Here is a 15,058-nt window from a genome sequence, read left to right as displayed (position 1 = left end):
CAATCAATTATTGCGCAGCAGCAGTGCTCAGCCATTGTTGAATGGCCACCAGCTCTGCGGCCACATCCGGGCCGTAATCTTCATATTGGTGACCACCGGTTCTGGCATACCAGTACTTGCTATTCCAGGTATCGCCTTCAATCTTATGCAGCACGGCGTGAATCCAGTTCGCCGTGGTGTCGCTATAGTCCTGCGCGATATTGTGGGCCGCATCCCAGTTGCCAGCTTGCGCCTGCGTCACAGCCTCTAATAACTGTGCCTGGTTAGACATTAACGGGGTACTCAATCGTCCCCTTCTGGATGAATTCGATTTTATAGCCGTCCGGGTCTTCGATAAACGCAATGACAATCGTGCCGTGCTTCATCGGCCCCGCTTCGCGCACCACTTTGCCGCCTTTGGTTTTGACCAGTTCACAGGCTTTGTAAGCATCGTCGACCTCAATCGCCATATGACCATATGCGCCACCCATGTCATAGGCTGTTTTGCCATAGTTGTAGGTCAACTCTAGCACGGTGTTATCGTACTCATTGCCATAGCCGACAAATGCCAGCGTAAATTCGCCATCCGGGTAATCCTGGGTACGGATCAGCTTCATGCCTAGCACGCCCGTATAAAAATCAATCGAACGTTGCAAATCGCCTACGCGCAACATGGTATGTAATACTCGCATTATTGACTCCTTGAGATCCGTGTAACTTCGTTTTAATGTTGGTTTTAATTATTTTTTTTAATGATTGAGTGCAGTGATCCGCACATATTTTTCCATCAGCTGTTCCTGGGTTTCAGGTCGATCCGGGTCTAGCGGAATACAACTGATCGGGCATACCTGCTGACATTGTGGCTTATCGTAATGCCCAACACATTCCGTGCACAAGTCAGGGTTGATTTCATAGATTTCTGCGCCTTGCGAAATGGCCTCATTCGGGCACACTGGCTCGCAAACATCGCAGTTAATACATTCATCGGTAATAAATAACGCCATGACTCTTTAAAATAAGGGATTCTCTATCTGGTATAGCGTTAAGCAGCGACCAGTTTTTGCTTGATTGCAGTTTCGACGCCTGGCGACACAAACTGGTTCACATCACCGCCCAGACGCGCGACTTCGCGCACCAGGCTGGAGGAGATAAACATAAATTCTTCGGCGGGCGTCATAAACAGGGTCTCAAGTTTTGGATACAGCTTGCGGTTCATGCCTGCCAGCTGAAACTCGTATTCAAAATCACTGGCCGCACGTAAACCTCGAATCACCATCTGTCCGCCTTGCGCCTGCACAAACTGCATCAGCAGGCCATCAAAGCCCACCACGCGAATGTTGCTGCCATTAAACACAGACTCGGCCAACGCCACGCGCTCTTGCAGGCTGAACAAAGTCTGCTTGCTGGTACTGCCGGCCACCGCCACAATCACCTCATCAAACAGATTGGCGGCCCTGCGCACAATATCTTCATGCCCCAATGTAATCGGATCAAATGTTCCCGGATACACTGCCACTCTGACTTTACTCATTCACCTTTACCCCGAATATTTTTTTAAGGTGTCCTCGACCTATGCTTCTACTGGCTGCAGCAGATGATAAAACACCTGCCCCGCCTTGCCGGACTTGATCACTTGCCAGCCCGAGTCGGATTTTAACGCATATTCCGCCTCCACATACAGCAAACCATCGTCGGCCAGGTGGCTGGCCAACTGTGGCAACAACTTATCCAGCCACTGTTTATGGTAGGGTGGATCGCAGAAAATCACATCATAGCGCTGTTTGTTTTGCGCCAGAAACTGCAAGGCATCCATTTGCCGCATCTCGGCCTGCGTCGCGCCCAATAAGCGCTGGTTTTGCAGCAATGCCTGAAACGGCGCTTTGGCCAGTTCCAGCATGGTCACTTGCCTGGCATTGCGCGATAGCGCTTCAAAGCCCAGGGCACCCGTGCCTGCAAACAAATCCAGGCAGGCTTTGCCTGTCATCTCCTGCCCTAACCAGTTAAACAAAGTCTGGCGCACGCGGTCAGACGTCGGGCGCAAGCCTTCTGCATCCGGAAATTTGAGTATGCGGCTACGCCAAACGCCGGCATTCAGGCGAACTTGATTCATGAATATGGTTCTATTCGTTAGCAACGACAAAGCATGATTATAAAGGCGTTCTTGCTAGCAGCCACATTTACATGATCATCCATGCAAATGGATCGTGCTATGATTCATGGCAATTAACAAAGGAAAACAGCATGGAATTCTTATTTGGCTTTGGCATATTAGGCAGCCTGATTGCACTGGCACTAGGATTATTTTGGGTATGGATGCTGGTCGATTGCCTGGCCAATCAAAGCGAAGACAAACTGGTCTGGTTTCTGGTGATTTTCTTCCTCAACCTGCTGGGTGCATTTCTATACTACCTGCTGGCACGCAAAAAGCGGCTGGTTTAAAGAATATTAAGCACCATAAAAAAAGCCGACCATGTGGTCGGCTTTTTTATTATTCGGCCCCGACAATCACGGTGGCAAAACTTTCCGGGTGAACACGTCGCTTAAATGCATCATTCACCTGCTGAACCGTCACCTTGGCCACATGATCATTAAAACTATCCAGGTAATCCAGCGGCAGTTGGTAAAAACCAATCATATTCAGGTACTCCAGAATCTTGCTGTTGCTATCTATGCGCAGCGGAAAACCGCCGATCAGGTTATCCTTGGCCGCAGCCAGTTCTTTTTCCGTCACGCCTTTATCCACAAACTGCTGCACCGTCTCTTTCACCAGTTTGAGTGCCTCATCGGCCTGCTCCTTCTTGGTTTGCAGGCCGATCTGGAACGGGCCTAACTGGCTCATCGGCATAAAATAACTATACACACTGTAGGCCAGGCCGCGCTTCTCACGCACCTCTTCAGTCAGGCGCGAAACAAAACCGCCGCCACCCAGAATATAGTTACCCACATACAAAGGGAAAAAGTCCGCGTCACCCCGTTTATTCCCAGGCTGCCCCAGCAGAATATGCGCCTGCACCGCCGGATGCGGCAATTTTTTCACGCTGGCCGAGGCAGGCGCTGTCACTGGTGGCACCGGCGCTACCGCAGCGCTTTGCGGCAATCCAGCACTCAGCCGTGCGGCAATCTGCCTGGCTTGCTCGGTGGTCAAATCTCCCATCATGGCAATCACCGCCGACTTGGCCGTGTAATAGGTTTGGTAAAACTGGCGTAATTGCGCCACCGTCAGCGACTGCACAGTGGAAATTTCACCGTTTTGATCCAGGCTGTAAGGATGCATGCCATACACGGACTGCATAAACGCTTTTTGTGCGATGCTGTCAGGCTCGGTTTCGGCCTCCTGCAGGGCCGCGACGATACGCGCCTGCTCGCGCGCAAGCACTGCTGGCGGAAAATCCGGCTGATGCAATACCAACGCAAACGCATCCAGCGCCGCCTGCTGCTCGCTGGTCAACGTGCGTAACTTGAAACTGGCACGCTCAGCATCAAAACTGCCGCCCAGCACGGCACCAATATCGGCAAAACGATTGGTCAGTGCCTCTTCCTCAAGCCCGCCCGCAACCAACGCCATCAAATGGTGCGTTACCGCCGCCGTACCGCCGGTTTCAGGCTTATCATAGGCACTGCCGGCACGAAAATTAATGCTGACATCCATCATCGGCAGTGAGTGATTTTCAACAAAGTAAACTTCACTGCCTTCCGCGGTTGTCCAATGCTGAATGTTCAGGGCGGCCAAGACATTGGCGGCATACCCTTGCAACACCAGCGCCAAGAGGGCCACTTTCAAAAAACCAATTACGTTCATGCTGTTCCTTGATTCGCCTGTGATGCAGGCGCATTAAATAAAACCAGTAAAAAATAAAATCAAATTAGTGCTGATGCGGACGACCAGCCGGTTTCTGATCAGTGGTCATCGGTTGCGGATCCAGGCTGACCAGAGTCAGTTGATCCGGCAATAAATACTTTTTAGCCACCGCCTGCACTTGTTCCGAGGTCACCGCCTGCACCCTGGCGGCATTGCTCTGCAACAATGACAGCGGATAGCGCATTGTTTCCAGTTGCCCGATTTGCATGGCCTGATAAAACACAGAATCACGTTTATATACATCCGCCGCAATCACTGCGGCTTTCACGCGATGCAATTCAGCGGCCGTCACACCATTATTCTTAAGCTCATCGATTTGCCCCCAAATGGCCTTGATCAAGGCGTCCTGCGAGATGCCATCACTTGGCGAAGCCGCAACTTCAAACGTTGACGTCTGGCCTCGGTTGGTGCTGTCATAGGCGGTATCAATTTCCAGGGCAATGGCCTGCTCGCGCACCAGCTTCTGGTTGAGGCGCGAGGCACCGTTGCCACTCAAAATGCTGGACAACACTTCCAGCGCATAAGGCTCCCAGTCCTGCTCGCTATACGCCTCGCCATTTTTGAGCGCTGGCGCATGAAAGCCCATCACAAAATACGGCAGTTTGGCCGGGGCTTTGACTATGGCGCGACGCTCGCCCAATTGCACAGGCTCCACTTGTGGTTTGCGCGCAGGCAAAGCTTTTGCAAGCAGTTTGCCAAAGTTTTTTTCAGCCAGCGCAAACACCTCCTGCGCCTTCACATCGCCCACCACAACGATCGTCGCATTATTTGGTGCATACCAGGTGCGATACCACTCGCGCGCATCTGCGGCGGTCATGTTTTCCAGGTCATTCATAAAACCAACCACCGGGCGCCCATAAGGATGCGCTCTATACACAGAGGCTTCAAACTGTTCGTTCACGCGTGACTGCGGCTTATCTTCGGTGCGCCAGCGCCGTTCTTCTTTCACCACCTCAATCTCTTTGGCAAACTCGGCATCGGTGATTTGCAAATTCGCCATGCGGTCCGCTTCGAGCTGAAACGACAATGGCAACCTGGACTTTTCCAGTTGCTGGAAATAACAGGTGTAGTCTTTGCTGGTAAACGCATTTTCCTTACCGCCTGCCGCAGCCACCTGGCGCGAAAACTGCCCGGCCGGGACTTTTTTGGTGCCTTTAAACATCATATGCTCCAACACGTGGGCGACACCGGTTTTGCCGTTCACCTCATCCAGCGAGCCCGCGCGATACCACACTTGTGACACCACCACCGGCGCCCTGTGGTCTTCCTGCACAATGACCTTCAAGCCGTTTTTGAGGGTGGTTTGCACAATCTCGGCATGACCCGGTAACGCGTAACTGCTGATCAGCACAGCCAGCAAACAGGGACGCGCTAAATGCCGCGCTAATTTGAGTGGGGTTTTCATGTTGTCCAGATTCAAAATGGAAGGAGAATAAAAAGGATTCAAAAAGTCTTGTTTGTGACCAGCCAGCGCCTGGGTTAGTTCTAGCGCTGCTTAAACAATCACTGCCTGAACAACCATCGCCTGCGCCTAATCGTGGCAGGAAACGCCGATTCAGCTTAAAATGACGATATTACCGAGTTTTCAGCCGCCATGTTCAATCCATTTGCTAAAAAAACCGAGCCCGTCACGCCACCCGAAACAGAAGCCACTAGCCTGAGCTGGACGCAGCGCTTAAAAAACGGTCTGGCTAAAACACGCCAGCAGTTGGGTGGGCAACTGAGCGCGCTGTTTGGTGGCGGCAAGATCAATGAAGACATTTACGAAGAGCTGGAAACCATCCTGCTCACTTCTGACGTCGGTGTAAACGCCACGCAATACTTGCTTGAACAACTGCGCAACCGGGTCAAAAAACAGGATCTGCAAGACACCATTGCGTTAAAACAGGCGCTCAAAGACACCTTGCTTGATCTGCTGTCACCTTTAGAGTCGCCTCTGGAGGTGCGTGGCCACCAGCCATATGTGATGATGATGGTCGGCGTTAACGGCGCTGGTAAAACCACCACCATCGGCAAACTGGCCAAATACCTGCAAGCGCAAGGCCATAGCGTGCTGATTGCGGCAGGCGATACCTTCCGTGCCGCGGCGCGTGAGCAATTGCAAGTGTGGGGCGAGCGTAACGATGTGCATGTGGTCGCGTCTGAAAGTGGCGACCCGGCCGCCGTCATTTACGATGCGGTTAATTCAGCGATCGCTAAAAAAATCGACGTGGTGATTGCCGACACGGCCGGCCGCCTGCCGACGCAATTACACCTGATGGACGAAATCAAGAAAGTGCAACGCGTCATCGACAAGGCATTGCCTGGCGCACCGCACGAAATTTTGCTGGTGCTGGATGCCAACACCGGCCAGAACGCCGTCAACCAGCTCAAAGCGTTCAACGAGGCGCTGGGCGTCACTGGCCTGGCACTGACTAAACTAGACGGCACGGCCAAAGGCGGCGTGATTGCCGCCATTGCCCACCTCAGCCAGCAATCTGCCAGCAAGATCCCGGTACGCTTTATTGGCGTGGGCGAAAGTATTGATGACTTACGCCCGTTTAGCGCCAATGACTTTATTGATGCCTTGATTGATGACTAGCCATGACAGTGTTTAAACTATGATTGTTTTTAATAATGTCAGCATGCGCTATCCCAATAGCGCACATTTGTTCCGCCAGGTCAGCTTTAGCATAGACAAAGGCGATTTTGTGCTGGTCACCGGCCACTCAGGTGCGGGCAAAAGTACCTTACTCAAACTCATGGCGGGCATAGAATTACCTTCCAGCGGCCATATTCTGATTAACCAGCAGGACATCAGCCAGTTACATCCGAATGCGGTGCCTTACCTGCGCCGTCGTTTTGGCCTGGTGTTCCAGGACCACAAATTGCTGTATGACCGCAACAGTTTTGACAATGTCGCCCTGCCGCTGAGCATACAGGGCATTACCGGTGAAGAAGCCGCGCGCCGCGTGCGTGCTGCGCTGGATAAAGTCGGCTTGCTGAATAAGGAAAAAGCCATGCCGATTACACTTTCCGGCGGTGAGCAACAACGGCTGGCCATTGCGCGCGCCGTCGTCAGCCGCCCTTCGATTGTCATTGCCGACGAACCCACCGGCGGACTGGATCAAGCCGCCTCACTGGAAATCATGCAATTACTCAAAGCCTTTAACGATGTCGGCGTGACCGTGGTGATTGCCATGCATGACGTGAGCCAGGTCAGCTCCATTGCCTATCGCACCTTGCATATCGACCAGCAAACCATCAGCGCCATGCCTGCGCAAACGGCAATGTTATGAGTGCCCCATTAACGAGAATAAGCGCATGAAAAACTGGCTCAATCAACACGCGCTGGCCATAGACCTGGTCCTGCAGCGTTTAAAAAGTCACTGGCTGAACACGCTCACCATCTGCATGGTGATCGGCATTACCGCCACCCTGCCCGGCCTGCTATTTGTCGGCCTGGATAACCTGCAAGATATGTCACGCTCGATTAAACAGGATGCGCAAATCAGCGCCTTCCTCAAACCCTCGGTCAACGCCAACCTGATCCAGCGCCTGATTAATGACGTCCAGGCCTTGCCGCAAGTCAAAGAAGTGCGTTATGTGCCCAAAGAAGATGCCATCAAGCAGCTGGGTGCGCAGTTTTTGCAAAAAGACCTGCTGGTGGACTTGCCACAAAACCCGTTGCCAGACGCCCTGTTTATCACCCTGACGGACACGCAACCTGCTTCAGTCAAACCGGTGCAGGACTTGCTGCAAAAACGCGGAGAGGTCGAAGAGCTAGTCATCGACAGCGTCTGGATTGAGCGCCTGCATTCCATGCTGGTGTTGGGCAAACGCATTGCTATCATTTTTGCCAGTCTGCTCGGCATTGCCATGATCACTGTCATCAGCAACACCGTGCGCATGCAAGTGCTCACGCACGAAGCCGAAATTGAAGTCAGCCGCCTGATTGGCGCTACGCATAGTTTTATCCGCCGTCCGTTTTTATATATGGGAGGCGCTTACGGGCTGGGGGGTGGCCTGATTGCCATCGCCCTATTATTCATGATTGTGTGGAACCTGAGACAACCGGTGCAACTGCTGGCAAACAATTACCAAAGCAATTTTCACTTGGTCTTCCACCTGTTTAATGTGGGCGGACTGATGCTGCTCACCACCATTGCGATTGGCTGGATTGCTGCTTTTATTGCGCTGACGCAGAAGCGCTGAACAGTCTTCTTTCGCCTTTAAGTGAGTTGTTTTTTGCTTGCACAAAGCGAAGGTTGTTCTATGAGTAATTCTCTTTCGCCTTTTCGGCGACNNGGTGTCTTCCTCTTTGGTTACTTTCTGGGGGACAAGCACCAGAAAGTGACTCGCCATCAAGGCGAAAGAGACCATACATAACTCAGCCAACATTACAGCCAAAGTCATTCACACATCAAAAAAACAAAAAAGGCGTTACCCCTCAGCAGCATATTCGCCGGAGCAACGCCTTTTCCAATCACTGCGAAACGTAATTCGGTCCGCTACCACCCTCTGGTGGCACCCAATTAATATTTTGTGTTGGGTCTTTAATATCGCAGGTTTTACAATGAATGCAGTTCTGCGCATTGATCTGCAAGGCTTTTTCACCAGCCTGCTCAACAAATTCATACACCCCAGCCGGGCAATAACGCTGCTCTGGCCCAGCGTAACGCGGCAAGTTCACACGTACCGGCATATCGGCCACGCCCAGTTTCAAGTGGCAGGGTTGATGATCGTCATGCGCAATATTGCACAAACTGACCGAACTGAGTTTATCAAACGTCAGCACGCCATCGGGTTTGGCGTAGACCGGCTGACGGCTTTGTGATGCCTCTGCCAGCATGGCGTGGTCGGCGTAATTGTGTTTGAGCGTCCACGGCAAACTGATATTCCAATTCGCCAGCCACATCTCAGCACCTCCCAGCACGGTGCCTGCCCAAGTACCCCAACGGGACAAATACGGTTTCACATTGCGCACCGCATACAACTCTTGCCAGACCCAGGACTCACGCAGCTTTTGCGTATAACTGGTCAACACTTCCGGGCTACCCTGTGCGATAGCCTCAAAGACAGCTTCCGCCGCCAGCATGCCGGATTTCATGGCGTAATGCGTGCCCTTGATTTTGGGCACATTAACCAGGCCAGCACTGCAGCCCAGCAAAGCACCTCCCGGGAAGGCCATTTCCGGCAACGACTGCACGCCGCCTTCAGAAATAGCCCGCGCGCCGTAGCTCAGACGTTTGCCATCCTGCAATAAAGCCTTAAGTTTGGGATGTGTTTTATAAGTCTGGAACACATCAAACGGGGACAAATAAGGATTACGGTAATCCAGGTGCACCACGTAACCGACGGATACCAGGTTCTCACCATGGTGATAAATAAAACCACCGCCACCGGTGTTGGCATCCAGCGGCCAACCCAAGGTGTGCTCAATCAGGCCTTTCTGGTGCAACTCGGGCTTCACGCGCCAGACTTCCTTGAAGCCGATGCCATATTTGGCCGGGCTGGAGGCCGCACGCAAGCCGTAACGCGCTTCCAGCTGCTTGGTCAATGAACCACGTGTACCTTCAGCCACCAGCGTATATTTGGCGCGAATTTCGATACCTGGCGTGTAATTCGCCGTTGGCTCACCTTGTTTGTCCAGACCCATATCACCGGTAATCACGCCTACCATACGGCCATGCTCATCATAGCTGGGCGATTGCGCAGAAAAACCGGTATAAATCTCCACCCCCAGCGCTTCTGCCTGGCCAGCCAACCAGCGGCAGACTTCGCCCAGGCTGATAATGTAATTACCATGATTACCCATGAGCGGCGGCAAGGCCCACTCAGGCATGTCCCAGGCTTTTTCTTCACCCAGCACGACAAAGGTATCTTTATTCACTGGCGTATTCAAAGGCGCACCTAAGGCCTGCCAGTCTGGAAACAGCTCCTGCAAGGCTTTCGGATCCAGCACAGCGCCCGAAAAAATATGGCTACCGACTTCGGCGCCTTTTTCCAGCACGCACACGCCTAGCTCCTGGCCTTTTGCCTGTGCTAATTGTTTGAGTCGAATGGCTGCGGACAAGCCGGCCGGGCCTGCCCCGACAATCAGCACATCGTATTCCATGACATCTCTTTCCATCTCTGCTCCTTCTGTCAGGCAATGGCCGGGATATCGATCAGGTCGCTACGCGTCGCCCCTTGGGTGAACGCCTGGCAAAATGCCAAAAACTGACGGATGCCACCGGTCTGATATTTTTGCCTGTGCCATAAAAAATAAAAATTGCGGTGAAACTGCAAACTGTGGTTTTCAATCGGCACCAGGCTACCGCGCCTGAACGCGTCCTTAAGTGCCAGCCTTGAAATGCAGCCAATGCCGAGCCCGGACTCCACCGCGCGTTTGATCGCTTCGGTGTGCTCCAGCTCCAGCGTAATATTGAGCCGTGAATAATCCTGCTTGAAGGCACGGTCAAACGTCTCGCGTGTGCCCGAACCTCTTTCACGCACGATCCACGGTTGCAACAATAAATCTGACTTGTGGATGGTTTTTCCTGTTTGCGCAACCTGCGCCAGCGGATGCGTGGGCGCCGCAAAAATCACCAGTTCGTCGGCAATCCAGGGTGCGACGGCAATATCCGGGTGATTACACTCGCCCTCTATCATACCCAAATCCAGTGTATGATTTGCAATCTGCTCGACGATAGTACGTGTGTTTTGGACCTGCAACTGGATGTGACTTTGCGGATATTGCTGCAAAAATTTGGCTACCAGCAAAGTGACCAGGTAATTTCCCACGGTCAGCGTCGCGCCAATTTTGAGATGGCCATAGCCCTGCTGTCCCTGCAACATACGCTCAATTTCGCGCGCCCTGTCCAGCAACTCGACCGCTTTGGGCATCAGTTGCTGACCGGCTTCATTGATACGCAAAGACTTGCCGACACGGTCAAACAACTGGATATCAAATTGTTTTTCCAGCTCGATCAGGGCGGTGCTGGCGGCTGACTGCGACAAGGCAAGCTGATCACAGGCGCGCGACACACTGCCCGCGCGACTGATCGCAACAAAAATTTCCAGCTGTCTGAGTGTGTACTTCATTGAAGGATAAAGGATTGCACGGCATTTGCGCCGCATAAAAATCAATCTAAAAAATAGATATATATTATTATAATAATCAATTTAATAAATATTACAAGCTGGCTTAAAATACGCGGTTACGAGTAAAACCCCAACAAAGGCAAACGTTTTATGAAAGCACTAGTAGCGATCAAACGGGTCGTTGATTATAACATTCAAGTCCGCGTCAAAGCGGATGGCTCAAATGTGGATATTGATGGCGTCAAAATGGGCGTCAATCCGTTTGATGAGAACGCGATTGAAGAGGCAATCCGCCTCAAGGAAAAAGGCATTGTGACTGAAATCGTTGCCGTCACCATCGGTGCCGCAGTGAATCAGGACATCCTGCGCCATGCGTTGGCCATGGGTGCTGACCGTGCTACGCTGATTGAAACCACAGACAGCCTGCAACCGTTGGCCGTTGCCAAGGTACTCAAAGCCGTGGTCGAACGCGAGCAGCCGTCGCTGATCCTGCTGGGCAAGCAAGCGATTGATGATGATGCGGGCCAAACCGGCCAAATGCTGGCCGCCTTATTGAAACTGCCACAGGCCACTTACGCTTCACAAATCACGATTGCCGACAATCAGGCCACCGTGGTCAGAGAGATTGATGGCGGCACGCAAACATTAAGCGTAACGCTGCCAGCCGTGATTACTGCAGACTTGCGTTTGAACGAACCGCGCTACGTCAAATTGCCTAACCTGATGATGGCCAGAAAAAAACCGATTGAAACCATTGCACTGGATTCCCTCAACCTTGCACTCACCAACAGCGTGCAGCAACTGAAAGTGGCGGCACCGCCAGAGCGCCCGGCAGGCATCATGGTGAAAGACGTGAATGAATTATTGAGCAAATTGCGTACGCATGAGGGGATCATTGCATGAGAACACTGATTATTGCCGAGCATGACGGCCAACATTTGAATGAGCAAGTCGCGCGTGCCGTGACAGCTGCACAACAGTGGCAGCAACCGGTAGATGTATTGATTGCGGCGGCGCAAACCGATGCATTGGCCGCCCAGGCAGCCGCCTTGCAAGGCGTGAGCAATGTACTGGTTGCCACGGATGCCGCCCTGCAACACCCGACTGCTGAACACCTGGCTGACCTGATTGTGCCACTGGCCGCTAATTACAGTGTGGTGCTGGCTGCGCACAGCGCGTTCAGCAAAAACGTGTTGCCACGAGTAGCCGCCTTGTTGGATGTCAACATGCTGTCCGACGTACTGGAAATCGTCAATACCAATACTTATGTGCGTGGCATTTACGCAGGCAACGTACTGGCGACCGTGCAAAGCAGCGATGCCATTCAAGTGCTGACCGTGCGCGGCAGCAAATTTGCCGCGGCAGCCACGGGTGCCACCGCAGAGCAAAAAGCCATTGCAACGCCAGCTGTTCCGCAAGGTAGCCATTGGGTATCAGAAGCCTTTAATAAATCAGAGCGCCCCGCACTGACAGCCGCCAAAGTAGTGGTTTCCGGCGGTCGTGCATTGGGCAGTGCTGATGCATTTGCACAAGTGATTGCACCATTGGCAGACAAACTGCATGCCGCCATTGGCGCCAGCCGTGCCGCGGTGGATGCCGGTTATGCACCGAATGACCTGCAAGTCGGCCAAACCGGTGTCGTGGTTGCGCCTGAGCTGTATATCGCCGTCGGCATCTCCGGTGCCATCCAGCATGCCTACGGCATGAAAGACAGCAAAGTGGTGGTCGCTATTAACCAGGATCCGGAAGCACAAATCTTCAAGATCGCAGATTACGGCCTGGTGGCTGACTTGTTTGAAGTCGTACCACAACTCACAGCTGCGCTATAATAGAATCCTTAGAATAAACCCTTTTAAATTCAATCCCTTTGCCTAGTCGCGAGTAAAAGAAAAGACATGAGTAATAAAAAATATTCCACCGAAACGATATTGAGCGTTCATCACTGGAACGACACCTTATTCAGCTTTAAGGCCACTCGCGACCCAGGTTTGCGTTTTGAAAACGGCCAGTTTGTCATGATTGGCATGGAAGTAGATGGCCTGCCACTGACACGTGCTTACAGTATTGCCAGCCCAAACTATGAAGAACATCTGGAATTCTTCAGTATCAAGGTGCCAAACGGCCCGCTGACTTCACGCCTGCAACACCTGAAGGTAGGTGATCCGCTGTTGGTCAGCCGCAAGCCAACCGGTACACTGGTGACACACGATTTGAAACCAGGTAAAAACCTGTACTTCTTCTCGACTGGTACTGGTCTCGCCCCTTTCATGAGCCTGATCCAGGACATCGAAGTGTATGACCGTTTTGAAAAAGTCATCCTGATTCACGGCGTACGTTATGTCAACGAATTGGCTTACGAAGAGTTCATCACTAAAGATTTACCGAATAATGAATTCTTTGGTGAAGAAGTGCGTAACAAACTGATTTACTACCCAACAGTGACGCGTGAGCCTTTCAGAAACCAGGGCCGCCTGACGGACCTGGTGGAAAGTGGCAAACTGTTCGAAGATATTGGCTTGCCGCCATTAAACCCGGAAACGGATCGCGCCATGATTTGCGGTAGCCCGGCCATGTTGGTTGATACGGCTGCGATGCTGGACAAACGCGGCTTCAAAGTTTCACCACGTATTGGTGAACTTGGCGACTACGTGATTGAGAAGGCTTTTGTAGAGAAGTAAAGCTCTTCACCTGGCTGTTATCCCTTGATAACAGCCAGCAACTCCTCCCATTACTATTCGCGCTTCGCGTCCTTCATCCCCAGCGCAGCAATCATCGCCAGCGCAAACACCACCGATAACAGTAAAAAGCCTTGTGCATAGGCCTCAAAAATGCCTGGCGTCACCATGCCTAACACGCGTTCGCGCCATTCCATAAACACCGCCATCATGGTCACACCAACCACGCCACCTAACTGCCTGGCATAACTGACAACCACCGAAGACTGTCCTAACTGGTGCGGTTCCATTTCATGCAAGGTCGCCAGGTTGAGCGCAGGTAAAATCAGGCCCAGGCCGATGCGGCCAACCACTGTTGCGGCCACAATATCCCAATACTGCACCTGCCTGGCCGCCAGCGCAAACACCAGGAATGACGCACCAAAGACCATCAGCCCTGCCAGCGTGATGCGTCTGGGTGAAAAGCGGTCAGCCATGCGCCCGGCAAATGGAATCGTCAACACCAGCGCCAAGCCGGAAGGCAGCAATAACAAGCCTGCATCCGTCGCCGAATAAGCCATCGCATTTTGTAAAAACACCGGAATCAGGTAAGTCGACGCATACAAGCCAAAACCATAAGCAAATGCCACCAGCGTGCCCCGGCTGAAAGTGGGCCGGTTGAATAAATGCAGCTGGATAATGGCGTGTGGCAACTGATGGGCATGGCGCAGGTAACAGATCATGGACACCACAGTCAGTGTCGCCTGCCCCCAGGTCCAGGCCGACGCCAGCCCGCTATGGTGCAAACTGGAGACAAATTCCACCAGGCCGATGGTGGCGGCCGACAGCCAGCCCAGACCCGGCCAGTCAAATGGTTTGATGGGATTTTTGCGCGGCGCGGGTAGCCAGCGCCAGGCGCATAATAATGCAATGAGCGCAAACGGTACGCCAAGCAGAAAAATGGCATGCCAGCCAAACTGGTCGAGTAACCAGCCACTGATAGACGGTGCAACGGCTGGCGTAAACGCAATCCCAACGATCAGAATGCCAGAGGCGCGCCCCTGGATATTAGGCGGAAACAAGCGCATCAGCGCCATGACGCCCAATGGCTGTAACACACCAGCGGCCAGGCCTTGCAACAAGCGCGCAATCACAACCTGTACAAATGAATGTGCATAAAAACCACCGACGCTGGCGGCAATCAGTAGCCACAACGTAGTGATAAATACGCGACGCAAACCGAAACGTTCCAGCCACCAGGCTGCTGGTAGCATGCCTATGGTCATGGCCGCCAGAAATGCCGTCATCGCCCACTGTACATGGTCTTGCCCCAGGTGGAAGGTATGCGTCAACGCAGGCACAGCCACATTGAAGCTCGACGTACACAGGACGCCCGCAATCGTGCCAACGCCGATAATCAGCAGCACCATCCATTTATACCGCTCACCATAGCGCTGCGACAGCGCCTCAAACGAAAGAACTTGTGTATTAGCGTACATGA

17 protein-coding genes are annotated in these 15,058 nt (G+C 52.6%); 7 read left to right on the top strand and 10 right to left on the bottom strand.

The window, feature by feature from the left end; translation table 11 throughout:
- Positions 1-7: 7 nt before the first annotated feature.
- The 5 genes from B3355_RS07775 to rsmD are packed head-to-tail and all read right to left on the bottom strand — an operon-like array spanning position 8 to position 2,089.
- Positions 8-271, bottom strand: a complete 264-nt coding sequence (locus tag B3355_RS07775; RefSeq protein WP_024929644.1) for a hypothetical protein — start codon at positions 269-271, stop codon at positions 8-10.
- The gene (gene gloA / locus B3355_RS07770; RefSeq protein WP_047514407.1) at positions 264-671 is read right to left on the bottom strand and encodes a lactoylglutathione lyase; all 408 of its coding nucleotides are present in this window, start codon (positions 669-671) and stop codon (positions 264-266) included. The genes B3355_RS07775 and gloA overlap by 8 nt, the downstream gene beginning before the upstream one ends.
- A 57-nt stretch (positions 672-728) precedes the next feature.
- Positions 729-983, bottom strand: coding sequence for a YfhL family 4Fe-4S dicluster ferredoxin (locus B3355_RS07765; RefSeq protein ID WP_019881644.1), 255 nt, complete (start codon positions 981-983; stop codon positions 729-731).
- Positions 984-1,021: 38 nt separating this feature from the next.
- A complete protein-coding gene (gene coaD / locus B3355_RS07760) occupies positions 1,022-1,510 on the bottom strand; it encodes a pantetheine-phosphate adenylyltransferase (RefSeq protein WP_029512320.1) in 489 nt (162 codons plus the stop codon).
- Between the two features lie 39 nt (positions 1,511-1,549).
- Positions 1,550-2,089 carry a 16S rRNA (guanine(966)-N(2))-methyltransferase RsmD gene (gene rsmD / locus B3355_RS07755; RefSeq protein ID WP_292782277.1) on the bottom strand — a complete coding sequence of 180 codons (540 nt, stop codon included), beginning with the start codon at positions 2,087-2,089 and terminating at the stop codon, positions 1,550-1,552.
- A 131-nt stretch (positions 2,090-2,220) separates the two neighbouring features.
- On the opposite strand from rsmD, the gene B3355_RS07750 reads away from it, so the two are divergent.
- Positions 2,221-2,418 carry a PLDc N-terminal domain-containing protein gene (locus B3355_RS07750; protein ID WP_024929640.1) on the top strand — a complete coding sequence of 66 codons (198 nt, stop codon included), beginning with the start codon at positions 2,221-2,223 and terminating at the stop codon, positions 2,416-2,418.
- Positions 2,419-2,467: 49 nt separating this feature from the next.
- On the opposite strand, the gene B3355_RS07745 is transcribed toward B3355_RS07750, so the two are convergent.
- Together B3355_RS07745 and B3355_RS07740 are read right to left on the bottom strand one after the other, a co-directional pair.
- Positions 2,468-3,778: a M16 family metallopeptidase gene (locus B3355_RS07745; RefSeq protein ID WP_292782271.1), complete on the bottom strand. Its 1,311-nt coding sequence runs from the start codon at positions 3,776-3,778 to the stop codon at positions 2,468-2,470.
- Positions 3,779-3,842: 64 nt separating this feature from the next.
- Positions 3,843-5,243, bottom strand: coding sequence for a M16 family metallopeptidase (locus tag B3355_RS07740; protein ID WP_292782268.1), 1,401 nt, complete (start codon positions 5,241-5,243; stop codon positions 3,843-3,845).
- 189 nt (positions 5,244-5,432) lie between these two features.
- On the opposite strand from B3355_RS07740, the gene ftsY reads away from it, so the two are divergent.
- The 3 genes from ftsY to ftsX are packed head-to-tail and all read left to right on the top strand — an operon-like array spanning position 5,433 to position 8,032.
- A complete protein-coding gene (ftsY, locus tag B3355_RS07735) occupies positions 5,433-6,419 on the top strand; it encodes a signal recognition particle-docking protein FtsY (RefSeq protein WP_292782266.1) in 987 nt (328 codons plus the stop codon).
- Positions 6,420-6,438: 19 nt separating this feature from the next.
- The gene (ftsE, locus tag B3355_RS07730) at positions 6,439-7,116 is read left to right on the top strand and encodes a cell division ATP-binding protein FtsE (protein WP_024929636.1); all 678 of its coding nucleotides are present in this window, start codon (positions 6,439-6,441) and stop codon (positions 7,114-7,116) included.
- Positions 7,117-7,141: 25 nt separating this feature from the next.
- Positions 7,142-8,032 (top strand): permease-like cell division protein FtsX, encoded by an 891-nt coding sequence (gene ftsX, locus B3355_RS07725; RefSeq protein WP_292782262.1) that lies wholly within the window; start codon positions 7,142-7,144, stop codon positions 8,030-8,032.
- Between the two features lie 271 nt (positions 8,033-8,303).
- Here ftsX and B3355_RS07720 read toward each other — a convergent pair whose 3' ends face one another.
- Both B3355_RS07720 and B3355_RS07715 read right to left on the bottom strand, forming a co-directional pair.
- Positions 8,304-9,950 (bottom strand): electron transfer flavoprotein-ubiquinone oxidoreductase, encoded by a 1,647-nt coding sequence (locus tag B3355_RS07720; RefSeq protein ID WP_292782260.1) that lies wholly within the window; start codon positions 9,948-9,950, stop codon positions 8,304-8,306.
- Positions 9,951-9,964: 14 nt separating this feature from the next.
- Positions 9,965-10,903, bottom strand: a complete 939-nt coding sequence (locus tag B3355_RS07715) for a LysR family transcriptional regulator (protein ID WP_024929633.1) — start codon at positions 10,901-10,903, stop codon at positions 9,965-9,967.
- Between the two features lie 150 nt (positions 10,904-11,053).
- Here B3355_RS07715 and B3355_RS07710 point away from each other — a divergent pair, with 150 nt between their 5' ends.
- The 3 genes from B3355_RS07710 (at position 11,054) to B3355_RS07700 (ending at position 13,581) form a co-directional block, all read left to right on the top strand.
- On the top strand, positions 11,054-11,806 hold the full coding sequence (locus B3355_RS07710) for an electron transfer flavoprotein subunit beta/FixA family protein (protein ID WP_047514428.1): 753 nt from the start codon (positions 11,054-11,056) through the stop codon (positions 11,804-11,806).
- Complete coding sequence (locus B3355_RS07705) at positions 11,803-12,732, top strand: FAD-binding protein (protein ID WP_292782252.1); 930 nt, start codon at positions 11,803-11,805, stop codon at positions 12,730-12,732. Before B3355_RS07710 ends, B3355_RS07705 begins: the two co-directional genes overlap by 4 nt.
- Before the next feature lie 66 nt (positions 12,733-12,798).
- Entirely contained in the window at positions 12,799-13,581 is a 783-nt protein-coding gene (locus B3355_RS07700; protein ID WP_019881630.1) for a ferredoxin--NADP reductase, read from the top strand.
- A gap of 53 nt (positions 13,582-13,634) precedes the next feature.
- Here the strand turns inward: B3355_RS07700 and B3355_RS07695 are convergent, their stop codons facing one another.
- A complete protein-coding gene (locus B3355_RS07695; protein ID WP_019881629.1) occupies positions 13,635-15,056 on the bottom strand; it encodes a DHA2 family efflux MFS transporter permease subunit in 1,422 nt (473 codons plus the stop codon).
- Positions 15,057-15,058 lie beyond the last annotated feature (2 nt).

It is taken from the genome of Methylophilus sp. UBA6697, assembly GCF_002454655.1.
Lineage (GTDB): Bacteria > Pseudomonadota > Gammaproteobacteria > Burkholderiales > Methylophilaceae > Methylophilus.
This window is presented reverse-complemented; position numbering and strand designations above follow the sequence as displayed.